Below are 18,633 nucleotides of genomic sequence, written 5' to 3'. Positions count from 1 at the left end.
TGGTACACCCACAAGCGTCTTAGAAGTGCTTATCGTAGTTTAAGAACCAATAGCGATTGGTTATTTACTTATCAAGAATATGGGCATTTAGACCTACCAAATACTACTAATTCTCTCGAAGGGTTATTCAGTGAGCTCAAGCGACAATTACACAGTCATCATGGGCTAAATGAGTATCGTAAGTTACGGTTTATTAAAGACTTTTTAGAGTCAAAGACACTCAAATAGCATGAATTATGTCCATTAGCGACTACCTTCTAATTTCTAGCATGAATTTTGTCCATTACACCGAAAACGAGATAAATTGAGGACCTGCCCCAAGCTAGCCGCCCTACTTATTTGCGGCGCCTAGTACACTCGTTAAGCTCTCAAGCACATGTTTAGAAGACACGGCTTGCTGTAAATCTAACAGCTTATCATGCGCCATCTGACGACATGGCTCAGCCAAGGTATTCCAGCGTGCCAGCACTTGCAACAAACGCGATGCTAAGACAGGGTTGGCATCATCCAACTTTTTAATCACAGCGATATAGATATCTAACCCTTCTGTCGTCCATAAGACGGTCGGCTGCGAGGTAAAGGCGCTAATCACTGAGCGCACACGATTGGGCGTATTCCAATCAAAATCAGTATGAGTGAGCAACGATTGGATAGCTTCAGTAGTGACCGTATCAGCTGATGCTTGCACGCTAAACCATAAATCGATGACCAAATCATTATTTTGGAAGCGATTATAAAAGTCTGCCAAATAAGCATCCGCATCTGCCAATTGATGATTGACCATCACTTTTAATGCACCAAAACGTTCTGTCATACAGCTGGCATTATCATACTGCTGCTGCGCCCAGTCATTGGCACCATCAACGTTAGTCGTCAATGCCATGTCTAATACCACGTTGCGCAAGGCACGGGTGCCACGAGCCTCGGCGCTATCTTCATAAGACTGCATGGGCAGCTGTTTATAAAGTGTTGCCCATTGATTTTTTAAAGCATCTGCCAGCTGTTGATATAAGCCTTCGCGCTGTTGTTTAACCAATTCTGGGTCGTAATCTGTATGAATAGCAGATGCCAGCTCTTGCGCTGATGGGATATCGAGCAAACGCGCTGCCAACATTGCATCGTCAGTAGCCAATGCAGGTAATGTCTTGGCGACTGCTTGCAGATAGACGTCAGGACTGCTTTTCGAGCCTCGTCCCTGTAGTAAAATGCGATTTACCAGCATTTGTGTCACTTGCCAGCGGTTAAAACCATTGGTTTCATGCTTAAGCAAAAATGCCAAATCTTCATCTTGATAATCGTAATTGAGCTGGACTGGCGCACTGAAATCACGTAGCAGCGATACGACCGGCTCACTAGCCACATTTTCAAAGACAAAGGTTTGCGTTGCTTGATCGAGCAGCAGCATACGCTCGGTAACGATAGCACCAGAATCTTTGTCAAATAGCGCGGTCGCTACGGGAATAGGTAAAGGTTTTGGTGCATCAAAACCACTAACATGACGGGTTTGCTGACTTAAAGTAATGGTTAACGTTTGCGTGGTGCTATCGTAATCTTGATGACCAGACACCACTGGCGTACCGGGCTGACGATACCAATCAATAAAGTCTTCAATTTTATCATCAGTAATACTGAGCGCAGACAAGAAGTCCTCAACGGTAACCGCTTGCCCATCGTAACGACGGAAATACTCATCCGTGCCTTTACGGAAGTTATCTGCCCCCAAGGTATTGGCAATCATACGGACGATTTCAGCGCCTTTTTCATAGACGGTCGTCGTGTAAAAGTTATTAATCTCGACGAAACTTTCAGGGCGTACAGGATGCGCAAGTGGCCCTGCGTCCTCAGCAAACTGATGGGCACGCAAAGTCGCGACATCATCGATACGCTGTACCGCACTTGACTGTTGATCGGCTGAAAAGGATTGATCACGGTAGACGGTAAAGCCTTCCTTCAAGCACAGCTGGAACCAATCACGGCATGTGATGCGATTGCCCGTCCAGTTATGAAAGTACTCATGCGCGATAATGGCTTTCACACTAAAGCTACGCGAGTCCGTCGTGGTCTCAGGGCTAGACAACACACAAGCAGTGTTAAAAATATTCAGACCCTTGTTTTCCATTGCACCCATGTTAAACTGACTAACGGCAACAATCATATAGCGGTCTAAATCATAGGCTCGACCATAATTGACCTCATCCCATTTCATCGAATCTTTTAGGGCTTGCATACCGACATCACACTTATCGATATCGGCAGACTTGGCGTATATTTCTAGTAAAACGTCTCGACCTTCGCTGGTGGTATAAGAATCCGTCAATACATCCAAATCAGCGACGACACAGGCAAACAGGTAGCTTGGTTTATTGGTCGGATCGTGCCAGATCGCATAATGACGGTCTGGCGCATCTGCGACCTCACCTGCTTCAACCAAATTACCATTGGCCAATAGTGTCGGATAGCGCTTATCCGCCTCAAGACGGGTGGTGAATATCGCGAGCACATCAGGGCGATCTGGATAAAAAGTAATCTTGCGAAAGCCTTCTGGCTCACATTGAGTCACAAACATGGTATCGTCGCCACTACCCGCCATATAAAGACCTTCGAGGGCGGTATTGGTCTGCGGGCAGATGCGTACTTGAATCTCTAAAACAACTTCATCAGGTACATTCGCAAGCGTCAACGTGCCTGCTTGCTGTTGATAATCCTGAACCGTCAATGGCTTACCATTCATCGTAATGGCGATCAGATCCAACTCCTCACCGAATAATACGAGATCTCCTGCTGTTTGACGTACCATCTTCAGGGTGCTGTCTACCTGCGCATGATCTTCGAACAGCTTAATATCTAAATCAACCGTTTCCACATCGAAGCTTGGTTTTTTATAATCTTTTAAGTTGATCTTACTTGGTGCATGCGGCGGCACATCTGGCATGTCAGGATTGATGATTTGAGCATCGGTTTCAGCAGTAGACATAGGAATTCCTATTATTATTTATGGTAAAAAGCATGATAAATTACGTTGTAACGGGTAATCAATTAGCACAATTTTTATGATTGTTAAAATGATAGCGACATTTAGGGCGTATCATCAATTAGCACATTGATACATTTAGTGGTCTTAAAATAGCTAAATTTTGCCAAACATCGTCAACAATCTTGTCGATATATTCATATTTACGGCAATTCCTGTCTTGTTTGGCTACAATTTTCCTCATTTTAAGCCTCACAATCTAAATGATGACACGCCCTAGCTACATTGACCTAAACAGCCAAATTTCAAGAGCCACCCTTCAGGTTATTACGCCTATCATCCAAAACAAAGATCAAAAACGTCAATCATCAATTGGATAGTATCAATGAAAATGATTTAATAGAGGCACTGATCACCAACAATCGATAAACGGCCTATTTTATGACAACGCAACCTACTAGTCGCGCAACTATTACCTTACCACTTTTAATGGATTACATTGATGTACTATTGCCATCGTTAGCAATAAAGGTAGCCACACCAGAAACACCTGAGCAAACTACTATTAGACAAACCAATGCTAGCTCCGATGATAGCTCCGAGCTGTTATGGGTTGTGCAAGATAAAGCTGAACGTTTGGCACTACAGACATCCCTAAAAAATCTCGATAATAAAAAAGGGAAAACACATTTATCAACGTTGTCAGAACTCACCCATCAGCAACTCCCTGAACGTTATGAGCTCGCTTGCTTTTGGCTACCAACCTTATCAGCAGAGCTGCTACCCCAATATATCCCATTGCTCATGCGCTATCGTGATCTTTATGCCGCGCACCTACTGATTGCACTCGATAGCACCCTAGACTTAAAAGCTTATGGCTTTACGCCATTTGATATTTTAAGCGAACCTTCTTTGAAAGACGCTGGTAGCCGTGCTATTCATACCTTTTCTTCAACTGAATCATTGCCAACACTGTGGCAGTTTAATTTGTACGATTATAAGCAATTACCCAACTGGCTGAACGCTGATTACTGGGCCAATCCCGAAAACTGGGGCAAGCATCGCTGGTAAAAGTTGAAAGGTTATTTGAATATTGTAGAGCCGATTATCTAATTTATAGATTATTTACAGTAATACTACTTACATAAATTAACATTTAGTATATGATAGATAGTAATTGCCTAAGTTTTATCGTAAGCAGTTTAAAACAACAAGTCTAATTAAAATTTTAGGAGCTCATCATGTCAATCAGTTTTTCTAAGATCGCTGTTCTCGCTGTACTATCAAGCGCCGTTGCAATAACCACTGGTTGTGCGACTAAACGTGCTACTTCTGAAGTCGTGGTTGCGCCATTAGGCATCCCAGGTGGTCAAGTCGGCTACAACGGTGCCGTTATTGTAGACAATTCAAGCGCGGTTATTACTGGTGCTGAGAATCTGCAAGCGGTTGTTTACTTTGGCTTTGATAGCAGTGAAATCACCTCACAAGCGGCCAGCGTCTTGAACCAACACGCAGGCTTGTTGAGCTCAAACCCAGCCGCTGGTGTCGTGATCGCTGGTCATACCGATGAGCGCGGTAGCCGTGAATACAATATTGCCCTTGGTGAACGTCGTGCCCAATCAGCACGTAACTACCTTGCTGCGCAAGGTGTTGCTGCCAACAATATCCGTGTCATCAGTTATGGTGAAGAGCGTCCTGCTGCTGCCGGCAATACTGAAGACGCCTATGCACAGAATCGCCGTGCTGAATTGTCTTACTAAAACCGGTACAACTGATAACAATCAATAAAGCGTCATTCGCTTTATAAAAGCCCAGTAATATTAATATTGCTGGGCTTTTGAGTTTTTATTGCGCTAAGATAACGGAATCACTCATTCCCAAGCTTTTTATGCTAAAAAGAGCTAACCCATTAATGATTATTAAATATAAACAATGCCAACCTTACCGTTAACTCACATTCAGTACACTCAGCTCGATCCGATGACATGGTGTGCAACCGCACAAGTGAGCGAACCGCTGTATGTAAACACTAAAGCTATATGGGGTAAATCGACACGCTTATCAGTTCCTCATGTCCTAAATACGGATTTTCATAAAATATCTCGTATTAACTGGTATTACCACCCCTTGCAAAGCCAGTTATCCGTAAAAGAATTTGCTCACAACCAACGTCAACGGCAGCGTAAAGGCGTTCGGTTACTGCTAAAAGCATTGCTCAATAAGTTAGAAATCACTGATACCTTAGATGAATCAAGCTTCCCCTATCGACTGGTTGAGAGTCAACATTATGTATGTTTCAGTCATACAGATATGGGTCATCGAAATGATAGCGGTAAAGATTCTGAGCATAACAATAATATAACCCCAAGCAATTATATCGCAGTAGTCATCAGTCGTCGTCATGCCGTGGGGATCGATATAGAAACCAATGAGGTTGCATGGCATGTGGCGCAGCGTTTTTATCATCCTCATGAAACTGCTGCATTACAAGCATTACCCACATGTGAGCGTAGTGCTATCACTAAGCTGCTATGGCAAATAAAAGAAAGTTTTATCAAGGTTTATCAATATAAATTAGCACAAGGCTTAGGAGTGGATTATTCCTACTTAATGCCTAACCTGATCAACATCGTCAATGAAAACGCTTCTTTATCTGTTATCAGCGATAATAAGGCTAGCTATTGCATTGTCATTTTGCCCTCTCAGCAAACTGTTATCGTTTTTTAAATAGTATTTGCAACAACCTCCACAGATAAGACTTCCCCTTTATTACAGATAATCCTTCCCCTTTATTTTAGACGAAAAAAGACGACCCGAAGGTCGCCTTTTTTTACGCTTAATCTAAATACAGTGCTTAGACTGTGATTAGATTAGAAACGGTAAGTTGCACCAAGTTTAACAATTGGTAACCACTCTAGGTAGTTTTCTTCTTCAAGTTCTTGCTCTGCTGATGCTGCTAAATCTTTACCAGTAAGTCCTACAATAGGAGTACCGTTAGAATCTTCTGCAAGAAGAGCTTGATCAGGATTTAAGCTAGTGATAGTAGCATCAGTTTTACCCATATATGCTGCACCGATCTCACCGAACACACCCCAGTTCTTGCTAATGTTAGGGCGGAAGCCGATAGTAGCATAAGGTGCCAACTTGTTACGGTGCTCTAGTGTACCTTCAAGGCTAACACCATTAGCATCATATTTAACATCATCCACTTCATAAAAACCGCTTATACCACCATCCGCATTAGCAGTCACGTCGATATCGTTGTCAGGAACGATGATACCAGCACCCATAGTGAACCAGTTAGCAGCAGGACGTAGTTGTACGCCTAGGTATGGGTTGCTGAAATCAGAATCAACGTCGTAGTTTACGCCGTTAGCATCAAAGTCACCGCCGAAAAGATCAGCTACATCACCACCTGCCCAACCAGCTTGTAATTCAGTTTTGTCATTCATTGCCCAAGCAACGTTAGCACCATAACCTAGTGTACCAACTTCAGCGCTAACAGCGGCTGGATTAACAGCTGTTTGAAAGAAAGTTTTAGTACCACCAACAACTGCACCAGTCGTGTTACGTACCATACCAGCATCAGCATTGTATGCATAAGCAGGCTCAGCTTGGTAAGCAACAGCTACAGGCTCAGCTTCGTATACGACGGCATCAGCACTGTCAACAACGATAACAGGTTCAGCAGCTAAAGCTGCAGTTGATGCTAAAATAGCAGCAGAGATTGCAGATAATTTAATAAGTTTCATAATTACTCTCCTAAAGTGTGAAATAACTCGCCCGTAAAAAATGATAATTTAGCTTTTTTTTAAACCACCATTTTGTTGAGCAGATTAAAACAATTTTGGCTCAAAAAGTCACCCCTATAGACGCGCTTTTTATTTGCCATTATGTAAAGATTGCATAGAAATTGTAATAATTACTACACTAACCCGCAAAACTTCATGTTCCTGTTACACAACGCTCTCAAAGTAACTAAAGAGCACAGACATGAATATCAGCTGGCTTAATATTCATGTGATGGTATTACAAAATATGTCATTATGATGAATGAGCCGCTGAACCAACTCAATAGTAGTTAGTTAGCTTATTACTACCGTTTGTTGTGATTTGTGAGTTGACGTATCTTTTATTACTGATTCTGCTATTTGCGGTGTAATGGACATTTTAAATAAGATTGAACTGATAATCGTATGTTTATTTATGGTGTGATTAATTATAGCGTGAGTAGTGCTTGTCTGAGGCTAATATTATGCTAAATTAGATAGGCATATAGTATATACGTTAGCGTTGCCAATGCTTCACTCATCGTTCTAAACGTTTTGCTGTTCTCCGCCTTATTTTTTTCTTACTATTGAGCCATTTTTATGCCTAAAGTATCATCAATTACCCGTGTGCTAGAGATCATCGAGGCGGTGTCCTATGCTTCTAAGCCGCTTTCTCCACTTGAGCTGTCACAAGAGTTAGATATCCCTAAACCAACCATCCATCGATTGATTCAAAACTTGGTTGATGATGGTTTTTTGACCGTTGATATTGGTGGCGGTATTATCCCTGGCAAACGGGTACGCAATCTGAGTGTTGAGCTCTGGCAACAACGTCTATTCTTTAATGAAAGGCAGATGATCCTGCAAAAGCTGGTTAACGAAATTAAAGAAACTTGCGGGATTGGTATTCCCTATCATATGGATATGATTTATACCAACCGTGCACAAACGACCTTACCATTGCAGATTTATCTCCCTGTAGGGGCAAAATCACCCATGTGGTGTACAGCGACAGGTAAGCTATATTTGAGTCAATTGTCTCCTACTAGCCGTCATAAAATATTGCAAGGTTTGCCACTAGATAAGTTCACCAAAAATACTATCACCGATATTGATGCATTGAATGCTGAGCTTGATCGTATCGCCGATACTGGTATCGGCATCGACAACGAGGAGTTTATCTCTGAGATGGTGGCAGTCGCTGTGCCTATATTGGACAAGAAGTCACGCTATCTGGCTTCATTATATCTGCACGCACCAACCATACGCGTGTCGCTAGACGAGCTGTTGACCCATGTACCACGACTGCGAAAAGCCGCGCAGGATGTACAGACGCTAGTATATGACCTACAAAATTAACAACATTGACAATCAAAACCAAACTCAAAAAAAGGTCTGCGCTAATATCATAGCGTAGACCTTTTTTTTATCTATAAGTCTTTGTATTTCTAAGACAGCAACGATGCGTCATGACGACCCATGATGCTAGAAAAATCCCTATCACCATTCTCGACTGTGTGAGCTTCATACAGCTCTGTCGCTTTGGCACCCATTGGTGTCTCAACATTGGTATCCTGAGCGGTTTGCATCGCAAGATTCAGATCTTTTTGCATCAGCTTACTCATAAAGCCGCCTTTATAACCATTACTGGATGGCACATTTTCCATTACTTGCGGATAAGGGTTATAGACTTCTAGTGTCCAATTACGACCTGAGCTTTGTAGCATAATATCTGACAGCACTTTTGGATCTAAGCCGTTTTTGACACCCAAATTGATCGCCTCTGCTGTCCCTGCCATGAGAATACCTAACAGCATATTATTACAGATTTTCGCGACTTGTCCGGCACCGTGGTCGCCTGCATGAAAGATGTTTTTGCCCATGACTGCTAGTATCGGCTCTGCTTTGGCAAATGCATCGTCGCTGCCACCGACGATAAAGGTTAAACTACCAGCGATGGCACCGCCCGTACCGCCTGAGACTGGCGCATCTATGAAGTCAATGCCAAGCTCACTTGCCGCCTCTGCTACCGTCCTTGCATCAGCTGCGGCTATCGTACTACTATCGATGACCAAGGTGCCTTTGGGTAATTCTGCGAGCAGACCACTATCTCCAAGATAGACAGAATGGACGTGCTTGCCAGCTGGTAACATGCTAATAACGACTTGCGCATTGCTTGCAGCGTCTTTCGGGCTATCCGCCACGCTAGCACCTGCTTGCTGTAAACGCTGAGTCGCGTCCTCAGACAAATCATAGACAGATAGTGTATAACCTGCTTTTAACAAGTTTTCTGCCATCGGTGCGCCCATATTACCAAGCCCAATAAAGGCAATATTTGGCTTAGTAGTATCGCTACTGGTGGCATTTACATCCTTTGTATTCATCTCATCATTCCTTGATGGTTAAGTATTGATCATACGTGCAGGCATTGCTTGCTACGTATAATGCTACATATATAGTTGTACGCTGTTTATTTGAGTTTAATTTATATTTAATATTTATATTGAATTGACACATCCAGTCTTTAACGCACCAGCTGATTGCCTGCTGCCTCATCACCCAACCAATCGCCCAAGGGATGCTCGCCTTTAGAATAAGGGTTCGCAAAGTGCTGATGAATGTAATTCTGACCTTCGGTACTGAGACAGTCGGCTAATGAACGCGACCATTGCGGATTGCGATCTTTATCAATCAATAGCGCACGTACGCCTTCTCTAAAGTCAGGATTGGCCGCACAATGTACCGCCACATTGGTTTCTAAATATAGAACCTGCTCTATCGATAAATCTGTGACTTTATGATAAAGCGCATAGGTCAAAGCAACGGTCACTGGGCAACCTTGGCGATAAGTAGTCACTGCTCGCTGCGTCCAGCTATCATCAGCAAAGTTTGCATCTAGATTTGCCAATGCCTCGTCGCTTTGTAGGAGCGCATCAATATCGCCTAGACCGCCGCTATTCATCAATTGCTGGATAGGCTGCCAGTATGTTGCTAGCTTACTAGCAGGCAACTCGGCAACAGGCTGTGCTGCCAGTGCGCGGCTAACGATACTGTAGGCACTATTGTTATCACATTTATCCGTACTACTAGCTGCAACCTGCCAATCGCTCTGTTTTAAACTTTGTATGACGGCATCATAATCACTACTGGCGACAGCATACTCTGCAAGGTTAGCCAACATTGCGTCGTTACCATTGCACATCGCACCCGTTAGTCCTAAGAACAAACCTGCTTTGGCTGGCATACGCTGCAAAAACCAACTGCCAGAAGCATCGGGGAACAGTCCAATAGTCACTTCTGGCATCGCAAAGCGGGTGCGCTCGGTCACCAGACGATGGCTGCAACCTGACATCAATCCCATGCCACCGCCCATAATAATGCCGTCACCCCATAGTATTAATGGCTTAGTATAAAAGTGCATTTGGCGGTATAGACGATACTCATGGCTGAAAAACTCAGTCGCATAAGGGTTTGGCATTGGCGCACTGGCAGACATGCTGTCATAGAGTTTACGTATATCCCCGCCAGCACAAAACGCCTTATCGCCTGCCCCTTTTAGTAGTATCGCCATTACGTGCTCATCACTTTGCCATTGCTCTAACTGTTGTGATAACAATTGACACATCTCAACACTTAAGGCATTGAGTGATTTGGGAGTATTTAACGTCATGATACCAATAAGATGGCCACACTCTGTCGGTTCAGTATTAAACAATACAGGCGCTGCTTGTTCTGTGTTTTCTGTTGCTGCTGTCATAAAAGAGACCTACCAAAATTAAAATGAGTAAAGTAAATATCAAGACATGCCTACAGACTATTTATTTTGCCACGTAGGTTTGCGCTTCTCTAAGAATGCTTGTACGCCTTCGCGCTGATCGTTGGTATCAAACAATTTCACGAAAGCTTCGCGCTCATGGATAAGGTTTTGCGCAGGCGGGGTATTTCTAGCGGCTTGGATAAGTGTTTTAGAATAGCTGACGGCAACGGGTGATTGCTTAGCGACTTTTTGCGCAAGCTTTTGTGCTGCTTGTAGCCCTTCCCCTTTAGCAGCGACTTCTTCAACCAAGCCGATACGTAATGCGGTATCTGCATCAACACGCTCGCCGCACAATATCATGCGCTTCGCCCAACCTTCACCCACTAAAGCTGTTAGATTTTGGGTGCCACCCGCGCATGGCAATAAGCCAACACCAGCTTCTGGTAAGGCCATCTGTGCATGTGCTTCTGCGATACGAATGTCACATGCCAACGCACACTCAAGTCCGCCGCCCATGGCATAGCCGTTGATAACCGCGATACTGACGCCGCGATAAGCCGACAACGCTTCAAACGCGTCGCCAAAAGCGATGGCCATGCTTATTGCTCGGCCTTTATCACCATCCGAGAAATTATTCAAATCCGCACCCGCTGAAAAGAACTTCTCACCATCGCCATGAATGATTAAGGCATAAACATCATCATTGGCGTTAAGATCAGTCACCAGCTGCTTTAGCGCTGGTAGACTGTCCATCGTCCACGTATGGGCTGGCGGGTTATTCAATGTCACAGTAGCAGTATGACCGTCAATCGATAACTTGAGATTGGTATAATCCGTCATAAATAGTCCTTTATTTTATCTGAATTTGGTATGGTTTATTGGTTAGGCGCTAGGTACAAAAGCTGCAGCTAATCATAGCTAAGCCAGATTAGCTGACTAATGCAGTTAACGTAATTGATCCAACGCATCGTCCTGCAATAGCTGACGCGAGACAATCACTCGCATGATCTCATTGGTGCCTTCCAAAATCTGATGCACACGCAAATCTCGTACATGGCGCTCAAGTGGATATTCATTTAGATAGCCATAACCACCGTGTAGCTGTAGCGCTTCATTGGCGACATCAAAACAAAGGTCAGTCGAGAGACGCTTTGCCATGGCGCAGTAGGTAGACGCTTGCCCATCATTGTTATCGACTTTACTAGCCGCCAAATACAGCATTTGCCGTGCAGTAATGGTTTGCGTCAGCATGTCAGCAAGCTTGAACTGTACTGATTGCAAGCTGGCAATCTGGCTACCAAATTGACTACGCTCCTGCACATAATTGGTTGCGGTCTCTAGCGCTGACTGTGCCGTACCAACTGCACAGATACCGATATTGATACGTCCACCATCTAAGCCTTTCATAGCGATACGAAAGCCTTGACCTTCTTCACCTATTAAGTTTTCTGCTGGCACTTTGACGTCTTTAAAGCTAATGGTTCGCGTTGGCTGTGCTTTCCAGCCCATCTTATGCTCATTTTTGCCATATTCAATACCAGCGCTATGCGCATCGATAACGAATGCTGAGATGCCTTTCGGCCCTGCGCCACCTGTCCGTGCCATCACTACTAATACATCAGTCTCACCAGCACCGGAGATAAAGGCTTTTTCCCCATTAAGCACATAATGGTCGCCTTGCTTATCAGCCTTGGTACGCAATGAGGCTGCATCAGAGCCAGCATTAGCTTCTGTCAAGCAGTAGCTGCCAAGCCATTCACCGCTGACCATCTTCGGCAAATATTTTTTGCATAGGACATCGCTACCATATTCACCGATCATCCAGCCTGCCATATTATGAATGCTCATATAAGCCGCCACAGACGTATCACCCCATGCCAACTCTTCAAAAACCATAGCAGAATCTAAGCGCGGTAATCCTAAACCGTCATAATCTGGATTGGTATACAGCCCCAAAAACCCAAGCTCACCTGATTTTTTGATAACATCGACTGGGAAATGTGAGGTGCGATCCCACTCAGCTGCATTTGGCTTTAGCTCTTTTTGCGCAAACTGTCTGGCAGTTTGGCGAAAGGCAATTTGGTCGTCTGTCAATGAGAAATCCATAAGATCATCCTTGTGCTTGCAAAGCAAATATGGTGACTCAGGTTTGATGAGTCATTCGTTTAATATCGTTTATACAGTATAGCAGTGGCATAACGACCATCACAAAATTATGCTTTGATATTAAAAAACATATGAAACATGAGTGGCGCTATACCACACGTATAGCGGATTAACGATTAAATTGAAATAGTGGTATTGACGCCGCGGCTTGCCTCATCATCAAACCAACGCGCAGTTACCGTCTTGGTCTGAGTATAAAACTGAACGGCTTGCTTACCATAAGGACCAAGATCACCAAGTTTGCTGGCACGTGAGCCTGAGAATGAGAACATCGGTAGCGGCACAGGAATCGGCAAGTTGATACCGATTTGACCGACCTGAATGTCTTGCTGGAATTTATGCGCTGCAGCACCTGACTGAGTAAAGATAGCCGTACCGTTACCATGTGGATTGGCATTAAGCAGCTCAATCGCTTCATCAAGGCTGGCGGCACGCATAATGCAAAGCACTGGACCAAAAATTTCTTCTTTATAAATCTGCATATCGCTTGTGACATTATCAAAGATAGTTGGCCCGACGAAGTTGCCTTTTTCATAGCCTTCGACGGTGATACCGCGACCATCAAGCAACAGACTAGCGCCTTCTTCTACGCCCGTACCAATCAAATGCTCAACACGAGCCTTGGCGGCAGGAGAAATAAGTGGGCCTAAGTCTTTATCATGCTTACCAGCTGAGACGATTAAGCCTTCTGCTTTGGCTTTAATGTCATCAATCCACTCACCAGCAGCACCGACTAACACCACGACTGACAGCGCCATACAACGTTGACCAGCAGCACCAAAGGCGGCACCCGCTAGTTGATTGAGCGTTTGCTCTTTATTGGCATCAGGTAAGATAACGCCATGGTTTTTGGCACCCATCATGCACTGGGCACGCTTGCCTGATTTGCTGGCACGCTCGTAGACGTGTTTGCCGACGTTGGTTGATCCAACAAAAGAAACCGCCTTGATATCGGGATGGTCACAAATCGCATCAACGGTCACTTTGCCGCCATGTACCACGTTTAGCACGCCTTCGGGTACGCCCGCTTCGACTGCCAACTCAACCAAACGCATGGTGACCATCGGATCTTGCTCAGAAGGCTTTAAAATGAAGGTATTGCCCGTAGCAATCGCCATCGGGAACATCCAAAGCGGAATCATCGCTGGAAAATTAAAGGGTGTAATGCCTGCACAGACGCCAAGTGGCTGCCAAATACTGTAGGTATCCACATCTGAGGCCACGTTTTCGACGAAATCGCCAACCTGTAAATTTGCAATACCTGCGGCATGCTCGACCACTTCTAGGCCACGGAATACATCACCACGGGCATCTGCAATCGTTTTGCCTTGTTCAGCGGTTAAGATTGCTGCCAGTTCATCCATATGCTCGCGTATCAACGCTTGGTATCTTAAAAAGATACGAGCACGAGTGGTAATCGGTGTTTTGCGCCAAGTCTGAAAAGCCGCTTGGGCAGCAGCAACGGCTTGGTTAATCTCATCATCTGTGGTCTGCGGGACTTTGGCAATGACTTCTTGGGTGGCAGGATCGGTGATATCAATCCATTCGCTGGTATTAGAATCAACAAATTGACCATTGATGAGCTGCTGAACGTGGTGCATAAGATATCCTTATCTTGTTTGCGAGACTACCGCGTAACGGTATCTTTATAGTTATGAGGAGGATTAAAAATTCATAGGTTGCTACAAATCACATTAATTATAAAATGATTTATTACGTATCGTTATTGACTATAACAATAAAACAATTTTAGGGTCAAGGGCTTTGTTGAAGTTTTAGTAAAGGATTTCCTTCTAAAGAAAAATATCCTTGTTAGTATGGGCGCTGGTAAAAGTCTATTAGCCTTCCGAATGGTATTTTGATGGTAAATATGAACGCTAGACCTGAACGTTAAACCTAAACTTTAAACCTGAACGTTAAACATAGACATCATAAATTTATATCAGCCATTATTTATCGCTAACTTAAACACGCAGAGTAAAATTTAGGAACAAAAAAAGCCCATGAGAGTCCATGAGCTCAAAGGTGAAATATGAGTAAAAAACAACATAAGTAGCAATATAAACAAATTTTATATATAAATTAGAGCGTTTACCTTGTTTCTAGGTAACAAACTATCATTCTACAAAGGATTAAAACGACCCAAACATTGTTCCTAAGGTAATCACTGTGATTAGTGCTATCAACGGGACTAAGACAGCCGTCACAAAGATATCTCTATAGGACTCTCTATGGGTGAGCCCACAAATAGCGAGCATGGTTATGATAGCCCCGTTATGTGGTAATGAGTCCAGCCCACCTGCCGCTAAAGAAGCGATACGATGCATCAGTTCAGGGTCAATATTATACTGCTCTGCTAATTGCATATAACTTGCGCCCATAATCTCTAGGGCAATACCCAACCCACCAGACGCTGATCCTGTGATACCCGCTAAAACATTAATCATGATCGCTTCAGATATCAATGGATTGCCTGGCGCAAACCCCATAAGGTACTGTTTGATAATGGCAAAGCCTGCAAGCGTCGCAATAACAGACCCATAGCCCACCTCTGATGCCGTATTAAAAATCGGCAGTAAAGATCCCATAGCGCCTTTGTTTAAACTTTCTTTTACACTGTCCATTTTTCTAAAATTAAATGCCATAACAAAAATACAAGCCAAAACCAACGATAGAATTATGGACCAAATACCAATGACCGAGCTTAGTTCTACCCCTCCAAATTTTTCATCAGCTAAGTAGCTGTTGCTCCACAAAGGTATTATGATCTTTGAAAAGACATAATTGCCTGATATAACGATGACAATGGGCAATAGTGCTAGCCAGAAATTGGGTATATCGTTGTTCGAAGGGCTGTCTTGTTCATTTAAAGTATGATTGCCATACCCTTCATTATTCACACGGGCAATACGAAGTTGGCGACTCATCCATAACATACCGCCACCCAGCATAATTATTGCGGCAATAATGCCTAATCCAGGGGCTGCAAATGCATCTGTCTCAAAGTAAGGCATGGGAATAGCGTTATGAATTGAAGGAGTACCCGGTAATGCGGTCATGGTCAGTGTTAAGGCACCAATACAAATCGCACCCGGTATCAATCTTTTGGGAATATTGACGTGTCTGAACAAAGCAGCGGCAATCGGGTATATGGCAAAAGTAACCACAAAAGCGGATACCCCGCCATAAGTAAGAATAGCGCAAGCCAATACCACCGATAGCATGGCATGCTTGTCTCCTAATCTTGTCACTAAAGTTTTGGCAATGGCATAAGCATAGCCTGAGTCTTGCATCAGCTTGCCAAAAATAGCCCCGAGTAAAAATAAGGGAAAGTACTTAACCGCAAAGCTGCCCATCCCCTCCATAAATATCTGGGTATACATTCCCATGCTTTGACTGCCAACGCCGCTTAGAACAACAGCTAGAATGGCAAGAACAGGGGCTAGTATTAAAACACTCACTCCTCGATAAGCAAAATACATTAACAATACCAAAGACAATACAATGGCAAAAATATCCATAACAGCAACTTCCTTTAACGCAAACGAATAAGTCGTAGAAATGCGCTAGGTAAAATTGGGTATTCTCTTAAAGTGTGCCAGATGTTCAACCATAGCTCCGACAGAGACTATTTTTGAATATCTAGCACACTTTAACCAAAAAACCTAGGCTGATTATTTCCTAATAATCTTTCATAGACTGCTTAATCGCATCAATCGCTGCTGGATTGTCGAGTGTTGACATATCTCCTGTGGGCTTGTTTTCGGCCAGCGCACGTATGGCGCGGCGTAGTATTTTACCAGAACGGGTCTTTGGTACTGATTGCGGGAAATAAACCGCTGCTGGACGCGCAATGCCGCCAAGCGACTTGACGACTGCGCCAATGATTTGTTGTTCAAAGCGAAAGCGGTTTTCGGTTGTGGCCACTTGGGTGTGGTCTCTTAGCACACAAAACGCGATGGGTAACTCGCCTTTCAGCTCATCATGAATGCCCACAACGGCACACTCTGCCATCTCAGGATGGGTGCTAATCGCCTCCTCAATCTCTTGAGTACCAATCCGATGACCAGCGACATTGATGACATCATCGGTACGGCCAAGTATATAAAAGCAACCATCTTCGTCAGTTACGGCATAGTCTGATGTAGAGTACTCATTGCCATCAGCTAAACTAAAGTAGCTGCTAATAAAGCGCTCATCGTTACGCCATACGGTTGTCAGGCAGCCAGGTGGTAGAGGCGCAGTAATTGCCAGCAAGCCTTTTTCGCCCGCAGCGCAACGCTCGCCTGTTTTTTCATTGATCACATGCGCATCATAGCCATACATCGGATAACCAGGTGAGCCTTGTTTGTGCGGTTTATCATCAAATTTTGGGGTATTGCTTAGAATGGGCCAGCCGGACTCAGTTTGCCAGTAATGATCTAAAATAGGCACGCCCAGATGTTTCTTTAACCAATCCGCTGTAGACTGATCAAGTGGCTCACCGGCTAAAAAGAAAGACTTAAGACTAGAGACATCATAGCGTGTCATCCAAGTTTCATCTTGCTTTTTGAGCATACGCACACCTGTAGGCGCGGTGAAAAGAATATTCACCTTGTTGGCCTCAACGATACGCCACCAGATGCCCGGATTGGGACGGTGCGGTAGACCTTCGTACATGACGCTGGTCATACCTGCCAACAATGGCGCATAAATAGTATAAGAGTGACCCACTGCCCAGCCAATATCGGATATCGCCCAAAAGGTCTCACCAGCTTTACCATCATAAATATAGTCCATCGAGGTCGTTAACGCCACGGCATGACCGCCCGTGTCACGCTGTACGCCCTTTGGCGTGCCAGTAGTACCTGAGGTATAAAGTAAATACGATGGGGTATTGGACTCTAACCATACGGGATCAACGATGGCATTAGCCTCGCAGCTGATGCGGCGCTCAGTCGCATAATCGATATCTATCGCTTGCGCTGCAAAAGGTAAAATACCACGATCAACGACCAATACATGCTCAGGCTTGGCTGTCGCTTGCTCTACCCCTTGATTGACAAGGTTTTTGTAATTAATAACTTTACCACCGCGCAGACCAGCATCGACCGTGATGACCATTTTTGCCTCGGCATCATCCATACGAATGGCTAAATTGTGCGCGGCAAACCCACCAAATACCACCGAATGAATCGCACCGATACGCGCACAAGCCAACATGGCATAAGCGGCCTCTAAAATCATCGGCATATAAATGATGACTCGATCGCCCTCTCCAACACCATGACGTTGCAGCACATCTGCGAAATAGTTGACCTCTTTATACAAGTCATTATAGGTTAGGCGGCGCTTGGTATAGTCTGTATAGAACTCAACGTTATTGCCCAAATCGCTAAAAGCATCAGCCACGGTGGGGAAGGTTTCTATTAGCTCTTGATTGATCTCTGAGGACAGCCAAATAAAAGCATCTTGCTCAGCACGATCAGGCAGATGGCGATCGACACAGTTATAGCAGAGGTTGGTCTCACCGCCGACGAACCATTTAGCAAACGGCAAATTACTGTCATCAAGGATTTGTTCCGGCTCTTTATGCCAGTAGATACGTTTCGCTTGCTCTGCCCAGAATTGCTCGCGATCGTTGATAGAGCTGTGGTAAATATCAGCAAAGCTCGGGATCTGAGTGGCTGGAGTTTGGCCATTTTCAGAAAGTTCGGTTGCCACTTGGTTGTTGATTGGGTCGCTCATAATAGCTGTCCTTAGCGTAAACAAGATATGATGCAATATAGTTTTGAATATAGTTGTGATAAACAATATCGTAATGAGGTACTGGTCATCCGTGCCAGAACTGAAAAACCGATACATTATGTATCGGTTTAAAATGTAGCAGAGCTAACAATAAAGGTCAACTGTTAAGCGTTTAATCTGTTCGATCATAATGAACATTTAAATACTTTAACAGCTAACGACTTTAGATAATGAGACACGTA

The 18,633-nt window shown here is 44.1% G+C and carries 14 protein-coding genes; 5 read left to right on the top strand and 9 right to left on the bottom strand.

What is annotated here, in order from left to right; translation table 11 throughout:
• Nucleotides 1-228 (top strand): hypothetical protein (locus RH96_RS14840; RefSeq protein ID WP_081501599.1); only part of this gene is annotated, 228 nt, incomplete at its 5' end.
• 103 nt (nt 229-331) lie between these two features.
• Here RH96_RS14840 and pepN read toward each other — a convergent pair.
• Nucleotides 332-2,932 (bottom strand): aminopeptidase N, encoded by a 2,601-nt coding sequence (pepN, locus tag RH96_RS11625; protein WP_026037327.1) that lies wholly within the window; start codon nt 2,930-2,932, stop codon nt 332-334.
• A 480-nt stretch (nt 2,933-3,412) separates the two neighbouring features.
• On the opposite strand from pepN, the gene RH96_RS14655 reads away from it, so the two are divergent.
• The 3 genes from RH96_RS14655 (at nt 3,413) to RH96_RS11610 (ending at nt 5,698) form a co-directional block, all read left to right on the top strand.
• Entirely contained in the window at nt 3,413-4,042 is a 630-nt protein-coding gene (locus tag RH96_RS14655; RefSeq protein ID WP_010201129.1) for a DUF6231 family protein, read from the top strand.
• Nucleotides 4,043-4,212: 170 nt separating this feature from the next.
• The gene (gene pal / locus RH96_RS11615) at nt 4,213-4,731 is read left to right on the top strand and encodes a peptidoglycan-associated lipoprotein Pal (protein ID WP_010201128.1); all 519 of its coding nucleotides are present in this window, start codon (nt 4,213-4,215) and stop codon (nt 4,729-4,731) included.
• Between the two features lie 172 nt (nt 4,732-4,903).
• Entirely contained in the window at nt 4,904-5,698 is a 795-nt protein-coding gene (locus RH96_RS11610; protein WP_010201127.1) for a 4'-phosphopantetheinyl transferase family protein, read from the top strand.
• Between the two features lie 143 nt (nt 5,699-5,841).
• Here RH96_RS11610 and RH96_RS11605 read toward each other — a convergent pair whose 3' ends face one another.
• Nucleotides 5,842-6,723: a hypothetical protein gene (locus RH96_RS11605; protein ID WP_010201126.1), complete on the bottom strand. Its 882-nt coding sequence runs from the start codon at nt 6,721-6,723 to the stop codon at nt 5,842-5,844.
• A gap of 618 nt (nt 6,724-7,341) precedes the next feature.
• Here RH96_RS11605 and RH96_RS11600 point away from each other — a divergent pair.
• Entirely contained in the window at nt 7,342-8,100 is a 759-nt protein-coding gene (locus RH96_RS11600; RefSeq protein ID WP_010201124.1) for an IclR family transcriptional regulator, read from the top strand.
• 89 nt (nt 8,101-8,189) lie between these two features.
• Here the strand turns inward: RH96_RS11600 and mmsB are convergent, their stop codons facing one another.
• From mmsB to RH96_RS11565, 7 genes are all read right to left on the bottom strand, one after another.
• A complete protein-coding gene (mmsB, locus tag RH96_RS11595; protein ID WP_010201123.1) occupies nt 8,190-9,125 on the bottom strand; it encodes a 3-hydroxyisobutyrate dehydrogenase in 936 nt (311 codons plus the stop codon).
• Nucleotides 9,126-9,265: 140 nt separating this feature from the next.
• The gene (locus RH96_RS11590; RefSeq protein ID WP_010201122.1) at nt 9,266-10,498 is read right to left on the bottom strand and encodes an enoyl-CoA hydratase/isomerase family protein; all 1,233 of its coding nucleotides are present in this window, start codon (nt 10,496-10,498) and stop codon (nt 9,266-9,268) included.
• Between the two features lie 57 nt (nt 10,499-10,555).
• On the bottom strand, nt 10,556-11,338 hold the full coding sequence (locus RH96_RS11585; protein ID WP_010201121.1) for an enoyl-CoA hydratase: 783 nt from the start codon (nt 11,336-11,338) through the stop codon (nt 10,556-10,558).
• Between the two features lie 105 nt (nt 11,339-11,443).
• Nucleotides 11,444-12,604 (bottom strand): acyl-CoA dehydrogenase family protein, encoded by a 1,161-nt coding sequence (locus RH96_RS11580; RefSeq protein WP_010201119.1) that lies wholly within the window; start codon nt 12,602-12,604, stop codon nt 11,444-11,446.
• Nucleotides 12,605-12,780: 176 nt separating this feature from the next.
• Nucleotides 12,781-14,265, bottom strand: a complete 1,485-nt coding sequence (locus RH96_RS11575) for a CoA-acylating methylmalonate-semialdehyde dehydrogenase (RefSeq protein WP_010201117.1) — start codon at nt 14,263-14,265, stop codon at nt 12,781-12,783.
• A 531-nt stretch (nt 14,266-14,796) separates the two neighbouring features.
• Complete coding sequence (locus RH96_RS11570) at nt 14,797-16,185, bottom strand: GntP family permease (protein ID WP_010201111.1); 1,389 nt, start codon at nt 16,183-16,185, stop codon at nt 14,797-14,799.
• Between the two features lie 160 nt (nt 16,186-16,345).
• Nucleotides 16,346-18,391, bottom strand: coding sequence for a propionate--CoA ligase (locus RH96_RS11565; RefSeq protein WP_010201110.1), 2,046 nt, complete (start codon nt 18,389-18,391; stop codon nt 16,346-16,348).
• Between the last annotated feature and the right edge of the window lie 242 nt (nt 18,392-18,633).

This window comes from Psychrobacter sp. PAMC 21119, assembly GCF_000247495.1.
GTDB classification, from domain to species: Bacteria; Pseudomonadota; Gammaproteobacteria; order Pseudomonadales; family Moraxellaceae; genus Psychrobacter; species Psychrobacter glaciei.
The sequence above is the reverse complement of the archived record's forward strand: the minus strand, read 5'-3'. Positions and strand labels throughout refer to the sequence as shown.